Source organism: Streptomyces griseus subsp. griseus (genome assembly GCF_003610995.1).
Taxonomy (GTDB): Bacteria; Actinomycetota; Actinomycetes; order Streptomycetales; family Streptomycetaceae; genus Streptomyces.
In genome coordinates this window covers 4,433,679-4,446,755 of sequence record NZ_CP032543.1, presented here as the reverse complement: position 1 = coordinate 4,446,755, position 13,077 = coordinate 4,433,679, and the positions used below count along the sequence as shown (strand labels likewise).

Sequence of the window (13,077 nt, the reverse complement as noted above, 5' to 3'; positions counted from 1 at the left end):
CGTACGCCAGCCCCCAGCGCCGTCAGCCGCCGGACCGGGTGAGGTCCCCGTACGGAAGGCCCGCGCCGCGCTCCAGCGAGCGGTAGCCGAGCGTTGTGCCGTCGGTGAGGCGGAAGACCAGGTCGGCCTCGGTGGTGGTGCACAGGCCCGGGGTGCTGGGGCGGTCCGGGTCGGTGCGCTCGCGGATCTTCAGCTCCTTCGCGGTGCCGGAGGTGAGGGTGCCGACGCTGTGACAGCTGACGGTGAGGCCGAGCTGGGAGATCGTGGTGGACATCCGGACGACCTGGGCGCCTTTCTCCCCCTCGGTGAAGACCGCGGTGAGGGTGCCGTGCGGCTGCCCGCTCGTCTTCTCGGTGAGCGGCCCCTCCCAGGTGCCGACGAACGCCTTCGGCACCTCGCCCACCGGGGCCCCACCCCCGTCGGAAGCCCCGTCCGAGGGGTCCCCGGATGCGGAGGGGGCCGGTTGCGCGGGCGCGGACGCGGTGGTGGACGGGGAGGGCCGCTCGGCCGCGGTGTCATTGCCCTTGCGCCCGTCCGCGTCGCCGCCCGGGATGAGGCCGTCCAGCAGGCCCGAGCCGAGGGCGACCACCGCGAACGCGCCCGCCACGGCCAGCGCGACGGTGCAGCTCACCCGGCGGCTCCGGCGCGCCCCGGAGCCGCCGCCCGTCCGCGAGTCGGCGCTGACGGTGACGGAGAACCGGGGGTCGACGGCCCGCTGCCCGGGGAGCGGACCGCCCGGGGGCACGCCGGGCGGGGGCGGGGTGCCGGGAGGAACGTCCGGTGCGTGGCCGAGGGGCGGGCCGAAGACGCCGAGGAGGCCGGAGCCGGTACGGGGGTCGGCGCCGGAACCGGAGGCCGTACGTGGATCGGAACCGGAACCGGAGCCCGTGCGCGGATCGAGACCGGAACCGGTGTCGGAGCCCGTACGGGAATCGGAGCCCGGGCCCTCGTGGGTCTCGGTGCCCGTCCCGAACCCCGCCCCCAGCGACGCGCTGCTGAACGGCACCGGGCCCGAGCCCACCGGGGCGTCCTGCGGTTCCAGGTCCAGCAGCGCCACCGCCGACCGGCTCACCTCGCCCACCAGCCGGCCCGGCAGCCACCCCGCCGCCACCATCGCCGCCGCCCCGTCCGGAGCCAGCGTGCGGGCGAGGTCGGCCGGGGCGGGCCGGGCGTCCGGGTCCTTGGACAGGCACCCGGCGACCACCTCGCGCAGCTCACCCTCCAGGTCGCCCAGCTCCGGCTCCTCGTGCACCACCTTGTAGAGGAGTACGGCGGAGGAGTCGCCGGAGAAGGGGGCCGCGCCGGTCGCCGCGTACGCCAGGACCGCGCCCAGCGAGAAGACGTCCGCCGCACCGGAGACGTCCCGGCCCCGGATCTGCTCGGGCGCCATGTAGCCGGGCGAGCCGACGGAGACGCCGGTGGAGGTGAGCGAGACGGTCGCGCCGAGAGCCCGGGCGATGCCGAAGTCGATGAGGCGGGGGCCGTCCAGGGCGAGCAGCACGTTGGAGGGCTTCACATCGCGGTGGACGATGCCCTGGCCGTGGACGACGTGGAGGGCCTCGGCGAGCCCGGCGCCCAGGGTGCGGACCGCGTGCTCGGGCAGCGGGCCGTGCTCGGTGATCGCCTGGGAGAGCGGCGGCCCGGCGACGTAACCGGTGGCGACCCAGGGCACCGGGGCGTCCGGGTCCGCGTCCAGGACCGGGGCCGTCCACTGCGCGCCGATGCGCCGCGCGGACTCCACCTCGCGGCGGAACCGGGCGCGGAACTGCTCGTCCAGGGCGAAGTGCGGGTGGACCACTTTCACCGCGACCGTGCGGCCGCCGGCGCTGCGTCCGAGATAGACCCGGCCCATGCCGCCCGCACCGAGCCGGCCGAGCAGCCGGTAGGCGCCGATGGCGCGCGGTTCGCCCGCTTCCAGCGGCTGCATATGGCCTCCCCCTGTGAACCCCGTGACCCCTGTGAGCCCGTGAGCCCTGTGGCTGCGAGTCCTGCGGTCGGTCCGGACCCGGACCGAAGCCTAGGGGGCGCCACCGGCGCGGTCACCGGTAAACGGCCGGACCATTCCCCCTTACTCAGGGCAGGAGGGGATCTTTTCGCCCCGGGGAAAGGCGCAAATGCGTTGTTCGGCGGCCTCTCGACCAATTGCCTTGGCCGGGGAACCGGAAAAGGGAATTGGTTGCTTTCCCCCGGGGCAAGGGCGCAACCGTTCAACGGCTCAGCCGCCGAGCAGCTCCACGTGAACATCCGCCGGATACCCGGTGTCGGGTCCGGTGCGGCGGGCGAACTCGCGTACGCCGGCCAGCTGCTCCGGACCGAAACGGAAGTCCAGGGTCGTGAAGTACCGCTCCAGCACCTCCGCGTCGAAGGCCTCCCAGCGGGCCGCCTGCTCCGCGACCTTGGTGACCTCCTCCAGGGAGAGGTCCCGGGAGGCCAGGAACGCCTGGTGCACCTTGGCCGCCGTCTCGGGGTGGGCGGCCAGGAAGTCCTTGCGCGCCGCCCAGACGGCGAAGACGAACGGCAGCCCCGTCCACTCCTTCCACATCAGGCCCAGGTCGTGGACCTGGAGCCCGAGGCGGGGGGCGTCGTGCAGGTTGGCGCGCAGGGCGGCGTCCCCGATCAGGACGGCCGCGTCCGCCTCCTGCATCATCAGCCCGAGGTCGGGCGGGCAGGTGTAGTAGTCGGGCCGGACCCCGTAGCGCTCGGCGAGCAGCAGCTGGGCCAGGCGCACGGAGGTGCGCGAGGTGGAGCCGAGGGCGACCCGGGCCCGGTCGAGCTGCTCCAGCGGGACCTGGGAGACGATCACGCAGGACATCACGGGCCCGTCGCAGCCGACCGCGATGTCCGGGAAGGCCACCAGGTCGTCGGCGTTGCGCAGGTACTCCACGAGGGTGACCGGGCCGATGTCCAGGTCGCCTCTGACCAGCTGCTCGCTGAGCCTCTCCGGGGTGTCCTTCGAGAGCTCCAGGTCGAGGAGGGTCCCGGTGCGTGCCAGGCCCCAGTAGAGCGGCAGGCAGTTCAGGAACTGGATGTGGCCGACGCGGGGCCGACTGCGACGGTCGTCGCCTTCGCTGCCCTCACCGGCTGGGGCGTCACTGGCTGAGACGGTTGAATTGTCCACATCGTGAGGCTAGACCCGCCCCCGGCGGCCGGCACCACCGGGGCGCCCGCGGAGCCGCTCCGGCGGCCTCCCCGGAGCTCCCTGCTTACTCTCGCGGCGGGCAATCAAACGTTCGGGTGAAGTGATCTTTCCCTCTACCGCTCTCCGGAGACTGCGTGCTAGGCTCGCCCGCAAGTTGCAGTTTGGTTTCCCTTGCAGTACAGAGCCTGCGGAGCATGTAACCCGCAGGCTTTTGTAGTTTTCAGACTTGTTTGCAGGTTCTGGAGCAGGGCAACCCTTTGGCCCAAGGAGGGCTTATGGCTACCGGAACCGTCAAGTGGTTCAACGCTGAAAAGGGCTTCGGCTTCATCGCCCAGGACGGCGGCGGCCCGGATGTCTTCGTTCACTACTCCGCGATCAACGCGTCCGGGTTCCGCTCCCTCGAGGAGAACCAGGTCGTGAACTTCGACGTCACTCAGGGACCCAAGGGTCCGCAGGCTGAGAACGTCACCCCGGCCTAGTTGCCCGGGTCGGCCGATCGCGGCCGTACATAGCAGTACCCAAGGAGCCCCGCTCCCCCGCTCCGGCGGAGGAACGGGGCTCCTGCCTGTTCCCGGGAGGCGCCGGACCGGCGACCCTTGACCTTCACCCCGTGTGAAGCCGTGCAGTGGGATCCATCATGTTCACCATCGGAGACTTCGCCAGGTACGGGCGGGTGTCGCCCCGGATGCTGCGTCACTACGACGCCATCGGACTGCTGCGCCCGGACCGTACCGACCCCGCCACCGGCTACCGCTTCTACGGCGCCGCCCAGCTCGCCCGGCTCAACCGGATCATCGCGCTCAAGGACCTCGGCTTCACGCTCCAGCAGGTGAGGGACGTCCTGGACGAGCGGGTGGGGCCCGAGGAGCTGCGCGGGATGCTGCGGCTGCGCCGGGCGGAGCTGGCGGAGGCGGCGGCAGCGGCGACGGCGCGGCTGGCGCAGGTCGAGGCGCGGCTCCGGTCGATCGAGAGCGAGGGGCACATGCCTGCCGACGACGTTGTGATCAAGACCGTTCCCGCGGTCCGGGTGGCCGAGCTGACCGGGATCGCCGCGAGCTTCGAGCCGCAGGACATCGGGCCGGTGATCGGTCCGCTGTACGAGAGGCTCCTCCCGCTCCTGGAAGGCGCCGGCGTCCGGCCGGCCGGTCCCGGGACCGCCTGGTACGAGGACGCCCCGCACGGCTCTCCCGAGGGCGGCGGCGCGGTCGTCGTGCACGCGGGGGTGACGGTGTCGGCGCCGGTGGGGCCGGTCGGCGGGACCGGGGTACGGGTGGTGGAGCTGCCCCCGTTCGAGGCGGCGACGGTCGTGCACCGGGGCGCGATGGACGATGTGCTGCCGACCGCGCAGACCCTGGCCCGCTGGCTGGACGCCAACGGCTACCGCTCCACGGGGTACGCCCGCGAGGTCAGCCTGGAGTGCCCGGAGGACCTGAGCCGGTGGGTGACGGAGCTCCAGGAGCCGGTGACGAAGGCCTGACGCCGGGTGTACGGCGTACGGGGAGGAGCGGCGGCCCTGCCCAGCCGGCCCCTCCCCGGGCGCGCCACCGGCCCCTCCCGGACACCACAGCCCGGCGCGCCCCGGACGCGTACGCCTACGCCCCCGCCCAGAGACCGTCCTCCGTCAGTCCCAGCAGGTCGATCGCGTTGCCGCGCACGATCCGGTCCACGACGTCCCGTTCGAGGTGGCCCATCTGCGCCTCGCCGACCTCGCGGGACTTGGGCCAGGTGGAGTCGGAGTGCGGGTAGTCCGTCTCGTACAGGACGTTCCCGACGCCGATCGCGTCCAGGTTCCTCAGGCCGAAGGCGTCGTCGAAGAAGCAGCCGTAGACGTGGTCGGCGAAGAGTTCGGACGGCGGGCGGTGGACCTTGTCGGCGACGCCGCCCCAGCCGCGGTTCTCCTCCCAGACGACGTCGGCGCGTTCCAGGATGTACGGGATCCAGCCGATCTGCCCCTCCGCGTACATGATCCTCAGCCCCGGGAAGCGCTCGAACTTGCCGCTCATCAGCCAGTCGACCATCGAGAAGCAGCAGTTGGCGAAGGTGATGGTGGAGCCGACGGCGGGCGGGGCGTCGGCGGAGGTGGACGGCATCTTCGAGGACGAGCCGATGTGCATGGCGATGACGGTGCCGGTCTCGGCGCAGGCCGCGAGGAACGGATCCCACTTGTCCGTATGTATGGACGGAAGCCCGAGATGGGGAGGTATCTCGGAGAACGCGACCGCGCGCACGCCCCGGGCCGCGTTGCGCCGGACCTCGGCGGCGGCGAGCTCCGCGTCCCAGAGCGGGACGAGGGTGAGCGGGATCAGGCGGCCGCGCGCCTCGGGGCCGCACCACTCCTCCACCATCCAGTCGTTGTACGCGCGCACGCCGAGCAGCCCCAGCTCGCGGTCCTTCGCTTCGGTGAACGTCTGGCCGCAGAAGCGCGGGAAGGTGGGGAAGCACAGGGCGGACTGGACGTGGTTGACGTCCATGTCGGCGAGCCTCTCCGGGACCGAGAAGGAGCCCGGGCGCATCTGCTCGTAGGTGATGATCTCCAGCTTGATCTCGTCCCTGTCGTAGCCGACGGCGGTGTCCAGGCGGGTGAGCGGCCGGTGCAGGTCCTCGTAGACCCACCAGTCGCCGACCGGTCCTTCATCGCCCGGCGCTCCCATCACGGGCGCGAACTTTCCGCCCATGAAGGTCATTTCCTTCAGCGGTGCGCGGACGATGCGCGGGCCGGAGTCCGCGTACCTGGACGGGAGCCGGTCCCGCCAGACATGAGCGGGCTCCACCGTGTGGTCGTCCACCGAGATGATCTTCGGGAAGGTCTCCATGCGTTCCACGGTAGCGCCGATCTGACGAACCGTCAGCTGCCGTGCGCGCATCGGCGGCGGGCGCGGTTCCCCAATCGTTGTCGAGGGCTTGTGCAGAGCGTCACCCACTGCTGACGGGGCCGCCCGCGACAAGGCAGACTGTTGAGCGCGATGTCAGCGGTACCGAACAATCGGGATGTACACCGCACTTCGACGCACGGACGGACAACGGCCGAGAACGGGCGGACCTTCGGAGACGGGCACCACCGGCAGGACCCGCTGACGAGGCGGGCCGGCAGGCGAGCAGGACAGGGGGCATCAATGGGCCGTGATCACGGGCCACGCGTGCGCGTACCGGAGCAGCGCGCTCCGGAGGAACCGGGGGCCGCCGACTCCCTCAGGTTCACCGTTCTGGGGCCGGTACGGGCATGGCGCGGCGCCGAGGCGCTCCCCTCCGGCTCCCCCCAGCAGCGCGCGCTCCTGGCCGCCCTGCTCCTGCGCGAGGGCCGGACGGCCACGGCGAACGAGCTGATCGACGCGTTCTGGGGCGAGGACCCGCCCTCGCAGGCGCTGGCCACGATCCGTACGTACGCCTCCCGGCTGCGGAAGATCCTGGGCCAGGAGACCCTGGTGAGCGAGGCGGGCGGGTACGCGCTGCGGATCGGGCGCGGCTCACTCGACCTCACCCTGGCGCAGGACCTGGCCGCCGAGGCGGAGAAGGCCCGCGCGGGCGGTGACCGGCTCCAGGCCCGCACCCTGATCAACAAGGTGCTGGGGCTGTGGGACGGCGAGGCGCTGGCCTCCGTGCCGGGCCCGTACGCGGAGAACCAGCGCACCCGGCTGGAGGAGTGGCGCCTCCAGCTGACCGAGGCCCGCCTCGATCTGGACCTGGAGGTGGGCAGCCACGCGGAGGCGGTCTCGGAACTGACCGCGCTCACCGCCGCCCACCCGCTGCGGGAGCGGCTGCGCGAGCTGCTGATGGTGGCGCTGTACCGCAGCGGCCGACAGGCGGAGGCGCTGGCGGTGTACGCGGACACCCGCCGCCTCCTCGCCGAGGAGCTGGGCGTCGACCCGCGCCCCGAACTGGCCCAGCTCCAGCAGCGCATCCTGCGGGCCGACGAGGAGCTGGCCCGCCCGGCGGGCGCACCGGCCCCCGCGCCAGCGCCCCTGCGACCCGCGCAACTTCCGGCGACGGTGCCCGACTTCACCGGCCGGGACTCCTTCGTACGGGATCTGGGCGCCCAACTGGCCACCGCCGAGGGTTCGGTGATGGCGGTCTCCGCGCTGGCCGGTATCGGCGGGGTCGGCAAGACGACGCTGGCCGTTCACGTCGCCCACCAGGCCCGTCCCCACTTCCCCGACGGCCAGCTCTACGTCGACCTCCAGGGCGCGGGCGCCCGGGCGGCCGAGCCGGAGACGGTCCTCGGCTCGTTCCTGCGGGCGCTCGGCACCGCGGACTCGGCGATCCCGGACACGCTGGACGAGCGGGCCGCGCTCTACCGCTCCACGCTGGACGGCCGCCGCATCCTCGTCCTCCTCGACAACGCCCACGACGCGGCCCAGATCCGCCCGCTGCTGCCCGGCACGCCCGGCTGCGCGGCCCTGGTGACCAGCCGGGTCCGGATGGTCGACCTGGCCGGGGCCCATCTGGTGGACCTGGATGTCATGTCGCCGGACGAGGCGCTCCAGCTCTTCACGAGGATCGTCGGCGCGGAACGGGTCGGCGCGGAACGGGAAGCGTCCCTGGACGTGGTGGCCGCCTGCGGTTTCCTCCCCCTCGCCATCCGCATCGCCGCCTCCCGCCTCGCCGCCCGCCGCACCTGGACGGTCTCCGTCCTCGCCGCCAAGCTGGCCGACGAGCGCCGACGCCTGGACGAACTCCAGGCGGGCGACCTCGCGGTCAAGGCCACCTTCGAACTCGGCTACGGCCAGCTGGAACCGGCCCAGGCCCGCGCCTTCCGCCTCCTCGGCCTCGCCGACGGCCCCGACATCTCGCTCGCCGCGGCGGCCGCCCTGCTGAACCTGGAGCCGCACACGGCGGAGGACCTGCTGGAGGCCCTGGTCGACACCTCCCTCCTGGAGTCGGCCGCCCCCGGCCGCTACCGCTACCACGACCTCGTACGCCTCTACGCCCGCTCCTGCGCGGAACGCGACGAACAGCCGCCGGTGGAACGGGAGCTGGCACTCTCCCGGCTGCTGGACTTCTACCTGGCGACGGCGGCGGGGGTGTATGCGCTGGAGCGGCCGGGCGACCGGCTGGTGAACCACCTGGAGCCGACGGACCACCCCGGTCTCACGTTCGGCGACCGGCAGGCGGCGCTGGACTGGCTGTACACGGAGGCGGGCCCGCTGCTCGCCTGCGTACGCCGCTCCTGCGAACCCTCCACCCTGCGGCGGGGCGTGGACCTGCTCTGGGCGGCCCTGGACCTGGGCGAGTCGGGGGCGAACGCGAAGCAGTACGAGACCGTCGCCCTGACCCTGCTGGAGGCGGCCCGGACGAGCGGCGACCGGCGCTCCGAGGTCCGCGCCCTGGTGACGCTGGCCGACGTGCACCACACGTCGGGCCGGTTCGACCAGGCCGAGCAGGAGGCGGAGAGCGTGATGCGCCTGGTCGAGGCCGACCAGGACCCGTTGCCCGCCTGCTGGGCGTCGAACGCCCGGGGCATCATGGCGCTCTACCAGAGCCGCCACGACGACGGGGAGCGGTACTTCGCCCAGGCCATAGACAACTTCCGCTCCCTCCAGGACCGGCCGGGCGAGGCGAGCGCGCTCTGCAACCTCTCCCGCATCCACCTGGCGACCGGCCGCACCGACAGCGCGGTGGCCCTGGCCGAGGAGGGCACGGCCGTCTACGACAGCATGGGCCACACCCTGCGCAGCGCCAACGGCCGCTACGCGCTGGGGATGGCGCTCACCCAGAGCGGCAGGTTCACCGAGGCGTCGGAGCGGCTGCTGGAGGCGCTGGACGTCTTCCGCGCCAGTCGCCAGCGGCTGTGGGAGGGCATGACCCTCTTCCGGCTCGCGGAGGTCGACCTGACGGCGGCGAACGCGACGGACGCGGCGGTCAAGGCGGAGCAGGCCCTCACCGCGCTGCGGGGCATCGGCGGCGAGTGGCGCCGGGGCAACGTCCTGACGGTGCTGGGCCGCTCCCTGGTCCAGATCGGCCAGTTCGGCCGGGCGGAGGTCTGCTGGCGCGAGGCGCTGGGCATCTACGACGCGCTCGGCTCGCAGGAGGCGGCGGAGGTCCGCGCGCTGCTCACGTCGGGGGCGTCCGCCTCGCCCTCGTAACCCCTTCCGGTGGCCTCGGCGCGCGTGTTCATCATTCGTTTATCGCGACCGGCGATTCTCATGCCTGTCGATCCGTCGCGTCGGGGGGCAGACGGGCTGACGGTGAGGCCGCGACGTAAGGTGAGCGGCCCTGGAGAGGGCCCGCCCGGCAGTCCACGGGGGAACAGCCGGGCGGGCCCTCTCATCAACCGGAAACGAAGCACTGCCCAGGGGAGGACAGCGATATGGCTGACGCGAAGAAGAACCCGGTCATCAAGCCGCAGGACATGCACGCCACCGGCGGCGAGACGACCAACGGCGACATGCACGCCACCGGCAGCCCGCTCAAGCCGAAGGACATGCACGCCACCGGCGGGGACACCACCAACGGCGACATGCACGCCACGAGCGAGCCCGCCAAGTAGACCTTCACGACGGGGAACGGGGGATACGGGGGGGTACGTACGGGGGAGCAGCCGCGGCGGCGTGGAGGGGGAGCCGTCGCAGCTGTCGTACGCAGAGGGGCCCGGGCCTGGGGATGGGCTCGGGCCCCTCGGGCGTGGGGGAACGGGGCGGCTCCTCCGGCGTGGCGGGGGCCGGGCGGGGCTACCGCCCCCGCAGCTCCCCCTTCACCACCTTGCCGCTCGCGTTGCGCGGGAGTTCCGGGAGGAACTCCACCGCCCTCGGGACCTTGAAGTTCGCCATCTCGCGGCGGGACCAGGCGATCAGGTCGTCCGCCGTCACCGTGGCGCCCCGGCGGCGGACCGCGTACGCCTTGCCGACCTCGCCGAGGCGCGGGTCGGGGACGCCGACGACCGCCACGTCGGCGATGTCCGGGTGGAGGCCCAGGAGCTGTTCGATCTCGGCCGGGTAGGCGTTGAAGCCGCCGACGATGAACATGTCCTTGATCCGGTCCGTGATCCGCAGGTTGCCCGCCCCGTCCAGGACGCCCACGTCGCCGGTGCGGAGCCAGCCGTCCGGGGTGATCGCGTCGGCCGTGGTCTCCGGGTCCTCGAAGTAGCCGGCCATCACGTTGAAGCCGCGGACCTGGATCTCGCCGGGCGCCCCGGGCCCGGCGAGGACGCGGACCTCGGTGCCGGGGATCGCGCGGCCGGACGTGGTGGCCACGGTCTCCGCCGGATCGCCCCGGCGGCACATCGTGACGATGCCGCTCGCCTCGGAGAGGCCGTACGCCGTGAGGACCGTGGCGATGCCGAGTTCGGTGCGCAGGCGCTCCACCAGCTGGAGGGGGACCACCGCCGCGCCGGTGACCACCAGGCGCAGGGCGGAGAGGTCGTGCGCGTCGCGGGCCGGGTGGTCCAGGAGGGACTGGTGGAGGGTGGGCGGGCCCGGCAGGACGGAGATGCGTTCCGCCGCGATGTTCGCCAGCACCGTGTCCACGTCGAACACCGGCTGCGGGACCATCGTGGCCCCCCGCATCAGGCAGGCGATGATCCCCGCCTTGTAGCCGAAGGTGTGGAAGAAGGGGTTGACGATCAGGTAGCGGTCGCCTTCGCGCAGGCCCGCCAGCTCGCTCCAGATCTCGTACGCGCGCAGCGTCTGCGCATGCGTGATCACCGCCCCCTTGGGCGCGCCCGTGGTGCCCGAGGTGTAGATGATGTCGGAGGGGTCAGAGGGGGCGATGGCGGCCTCCCGTTCCCGTACGGCCTCGGCCGGGACCCCCTCGCCCGCCGCCAGGAACTCCGGCCAGCTCGTGTAGTCCTCCGGGGCCGTCTGCGCCAGCACCACCACCCGCTCCAGGTCCGGCAGCTTCACCTCCGAGCGGCGCAGGGACGCCACGTACGACGTGCCCAGGAACGTGCCGGTGACGAAGAGCAGCCTGGCCCGGCCGCGGCGCAGGATGTGGGCCGCCTCCGTGCCCTTGAAGCGGGTGTTCAGGGGCACCAGCACCGCGCCCGCGCTCACCGACCCGAGCGCGGAGACGATCCAGTCCAGCGTGTTCGGGGCCCAGATCGCGACCCGGTCGCCCGGCTCCACCCCGGCGGCCATGCACGCGGCGGCGGCACGCTCCACCCGGGCGCCGAGTTCGGCGTACGTCAGGCGGGTGCGGCCCTCGACGACCGCCTCCACCGGGCCGTACCGTCGCGCCGCCTCCCGTACCAGCCCCGGGATGCTGCCCCACTCCTCGTCGCCTCGCATCACGCGCCCGCCTCCCTGCCGCCGCCGCACTAGCTGACTATCCGTCAGATTAGCGGTAGCCTCTGCCGCTGTCAGCAGGCGCGGGAGTGCGGGAGGTTGGCGGATGGCGACGCTCAAGGACGCGACAGCAATAGCCGGAATCGGGCAGACGGCGTTCGCGAGACGGCTCCCGGAGTCCGAGAAGACGCTCGCCTGCCGGGCGATCCTGGCCGCCCTCGACGACGCGGGCATCGCCCCCTCGGAGGTCGACGGCTTCGCCTCGTACACGATGGAGGAGACCGACGAGGTCGAGGTCGCCAAGGCGATCGGCGCCGGGGACGTCACCTTCTTCAGCAAGGTGGGGTACGGCGGTGGCGGCTCCTGTGCCACCCTCGGCCATCTCGCCGGCGCCATCGCCACCGGGCAGGCGAGCGTCGGCGTCGCCTGGCGGTCACGCAAGCGCGGGTCCGGGCCCCGGCCGTGGAAGAACACCGCCGTGCAGCTGCCGACCCCCGCGCAGTGGACCCGCCCCTACGGACTCCTGCGCCCCGCCGACGAGATCGGAATGCTGGCCCGCCGCTACATGCACGAGTACGGCGCCACCCGCGACCATCTCTTCAACGTCGCCCTCGCCTGCCGTAACCGGGCCAACCAGAACCCGGCCGCGATCATGTACGACCGCCCGCTGACCCGCGAGATGTACATGACCTCCCGCTGGATCAGCGAACCCCTCTGCCTCTTCGACAACTGCCTCGAAACGGATGGGGCGTTGGCCTGCGTCATCGTCTCCGCCGAGCGCGCCCGCGACTGCCGGCGGAAGCCGGTGTATCTGCACTCCGTCGCCCAGGGTCTGCCCGCCCAGCACCACGGGATGGTCAACTACTGGAACGACGACCCGCTCACCGGACCCGCCTGGACAGCGGCCCGACAGCTGTGGAAACAGGCCGACTTCGGGCCCGAGGACGTCGATGTGGCCCAGATGTACGACGCGTTCACCCCGCTCGTCCCGCTCTCCCTGGAGGGGTACGGATTCTGCGGGCGCGGCGAGGGCGGGGCGTTCACCGAGGGCGGGGCACTGGAGAGCGGTGGACGGCTGCCGATCAACACCGGGGGCGGCGGGCTGAGCGAGGCGTACGTCCATGGGTTCAACCTCATCACCGAAGGCGTCAAACAGCTGCGCGGCACCTCCACCGCCCAGGTGCCGGACGCCGCCACCTGCCTGGTCACGGCGGGCGAGGGCGTACCGACATCGGCCGTACTGCTGAGGAGTTGAGGACATGGGCGTGAACGATTCCCTGCTGCTTCCCGTCGCCGACGAGGACGGCGCGCCCTTCTGGGAGTACGCCGCCCGGGGCGAACTGCGCGTCCAGGCCTGCGCCTCCCCCGCCTGCGGCGAGCTGCGCTTCCCGCCCCGGCCCTGCTGCCCGCACTGCGGCTCCTTCGACAGCGAGTGGCGGGCGATGAGCGGGCGCGGCCGGCTCTGGTCGTACGTGATCCCGCACCCGCCACTGCTCCCCGCCTACGCCGAGCAGGCGCCGTACAACGCGGTGCTGGTGGAGCTGGCGGAGGCCCCCCATATCCGGCTGGCCGGGAACGTCGTCGCCTCCGCGGGGGCCGCGCTGAACTCGGTGGACCCGGGGCGGCTGCGGATCGGGGCGCCGGTGCGGGCGGTGTTCTGCCCGGCCGGGGCGGACACGGATGCCGGTGTCACGCTGGTGCGCTGGTTGCTGGAGCGGTGAG

The 13,077-nt window shown here is 72.8% G+C and carries 10 protein-coding genes; 6 read left to right on the top strand and 4 right to left on the bottom strand.

The window, feature by feature from the left end; all coding sequences use genetic code 11:
• Positions 1 to 22: 22 nt before the first annotated feature.
• Positions 23 to 1,927, bottom strand: coding sequence for a serine/threonine-protein kinase (locus D6270_RS20075; protein WP_109164185.1), 1,905 nt, complete (start codon positions 1,925 to 1,927; stop codon positions 23 to 25).
• A 288-nt stretch (positions 1,928 to 2,215) separates the two neighbouring features.
• Positions 2,216 to 3,118 (bottom strand): menaquinone biosynthetic enzyme MqnA/MqnD family protein, encoded by a 903-nt coding sequence (locus tag D6270_RS20070; RefSeq protein ID WP_109164186.1) that lies wholly within the window; start codon positions 3,116 to 3,118, stop codon positions 2,216 to 2,218.
• A gap of 296 nt (positions 3,119 to 3,414) precedes the next feature.
• Between D6270_RS20070 and D6270_RS20065 the strand changes: the two genes are divergently transcribed.
• The gene (locus D6270_RS20065) at positions 3,415 to 3,618 is read left to right on the top strand and encodes a cold-shock protein (RefSeq protein WP_003967102.1); all 204 of its coding nucleotides are present in this window, start codon (positions 3,415 to 3,417) and stop codon (positions 3,616 to 3,618) included.
• 158 nt (positions 3,619 to 3,776) lie between these two features.
• The gene (locus D6270_RS20060) at positions 3,777 to 4,616 is read left to right on the top strand and encodes a MerR family transcriptional regulator (protein WP_109167352.1); all 840 of its coding nucleotides are present in this window, start codon (positions 3,777 to 3,779) and stop codon (positions 4,614 to 4,616) included.
• 115 nt (positions 4,617 to 4,731) lie between these two features.
• Here D6270_RS20060 and D6270_RS20055 read toward each other — a convergent pair whose 3' ends face one another.
• Complete coding sequence (locus D6270_RS20055; RefSeq protein ID WP_109164187.1) at positions 4,732 to 5,952, bottom strand: amidohydrolase family protein; 1,221 nt, start codon at positions 5,950 to 5,952, stop codon at positions 4,732 to 4,734.
• 300 nt (positions 5,953 to 6,252) lie between these two features.
• On the opposite strand from D6270_RS20055, the gene D6270_RS20050 reads away from it, so the two are divergent.
• On the top strand, positions 6,253 to 9,219 hold the full coding sequence (locus D6270_RS20050) for an SARP-family global regulator AfsR (protein WP_109164188.1): 2,967 nt from the start codon (positions 6,253 to 6,255) through the stop codon (positions 9,217 to 9,219).
• Positions 9,220 to 9,443: 224 nt separating this feature from the next.
• The gene (locus D6270_RS20045; RefSeq protein WP_109164189.1) at positions 9,444 to 9,623 is read left to right on the top strand and encodes a hypothetical protein; all 180 of its coding nucleotides are present in this window, start codon (positions 9,444 to 9,446) and stop codon (positions 9,621 to 9,623) included.
• Positions 9,624 to 9,804: 181 nt separating this feature from the next.
• Here the strand turns inward: D6270_RS20045 and D6270_RS20040 are convergent, their stop codons facing one another.
• Positions 9,805 to 11,358, bottom strand: coding sequence for a FadD3 family acyl-CoA ligase (locus tag D6270_RS20040; RefSeq protein WP_109164190.1), 1,554 nt, complete (start codon positions 11,356 to 11,358; stop codon positions 9,805 to 9,807).
• Between the two features lie 103 nt (positions 11,359 to 11,461).
• On the opposite strand from D6270_RS20040, the gene D6270_RS20035 reads away from it, so the two are divergent.
• The gene (locus D6270_RS20035; protein WP_109164191.1) at positions 11,462 to 12,610 is read left to right on the top strand and encodes a lipid-transfer protein; all 1,149 of its coding nucleotides are present in this window, start codon (positions 11,462 to 11,464) and stop codon (positions 12,608 to 12,610) included.
• A gap of 4 nt (positions 12,611 to 12,614) precedes the next feature.
• Complete coding sequence (locus tag D6270_RS20030) at positions 12,615 to 13,076, top strand: Zn-ribbon domain-containing OB-fold protein (RefSeq protein WP_109164192.1); 462 nt, start codon at positions 12,615 to 12,617, stop codon at positions 13,074 to 13,076.
• The last annotated feature ends 1 nt before the right edge of the window (position 13,077 follow it).

What these genes read in the sequence shown, in the direction of transcription:
- D6270_RS20075 (WP_109164185.1), bottom strand. Translation starts at nt 1,927, where the DNA reads ATGCAGCCGCTGGAAGCGGGCGAACCGCGCGCCATCGGCGCCTACCGG.
- D6270_RS20065 (WP_003967102.1), top strand. Translation starts at nt 3,415, where the DNA reads ATGGCTACCGGAACCGTCAAGTGGTTCAACGCTGAAAAGGGCTTCGGC.
- D6270_RS20060 (WP_109167352.1), top strand. Translation starts at nt 3,777, where the DNA reads ATGTTCACCATCGGAGACTTCGCCAGGTACGGGCGGGTGTCGCCCCGG.
- D6270_RS20055 (WP_109164187.1), bottom strand. Translation starts at nt 5,952, where the DNA reads ATGGAGACCTTCCCGAAGATCATCTCGGTGGACGACCACACGGTGGAG.
- D6270_RS20050 (WP_109164188.1), top strand. Translation starts at nt 6,253, where the DNA reads ATGGGCCGTGATCACGGGCCACGCGTGCGCGTACCGGAGCAGCGCGCT.
- D6270_RS20045 (WP_109164189.1), top strand. Translation starts at nt 9,444, where the DNA reads ATGGCTGACGCGAAGAAGAACCCGGTCATCAAGCCGCAGGACATGCAC.
- D6270_RS20040 (WP_109164190.1), bottom strand. Translation starts at nt 11,358, where the DNA reads ATGCGAGGCGACGAGGAGTGGGGCAGCATCCCGGGGCTGGTACGGGAG.
- D6270_RS20035 (WP_109164191.1), top strand. Translation starts at nt 11,462, where the DNA reads ATGGCGACGCTCAAGGACGCGACAGCAATAGCCGGAATCGGGCAGACG.
- D6270_RS20030 (WP_109164192.1), top strand. Translation starts at nt 12,615, where the DNA reads ATGGGCGTGAACGATTCCCTGCTGCTTCCCGTCGCCGACGAGGACGGC.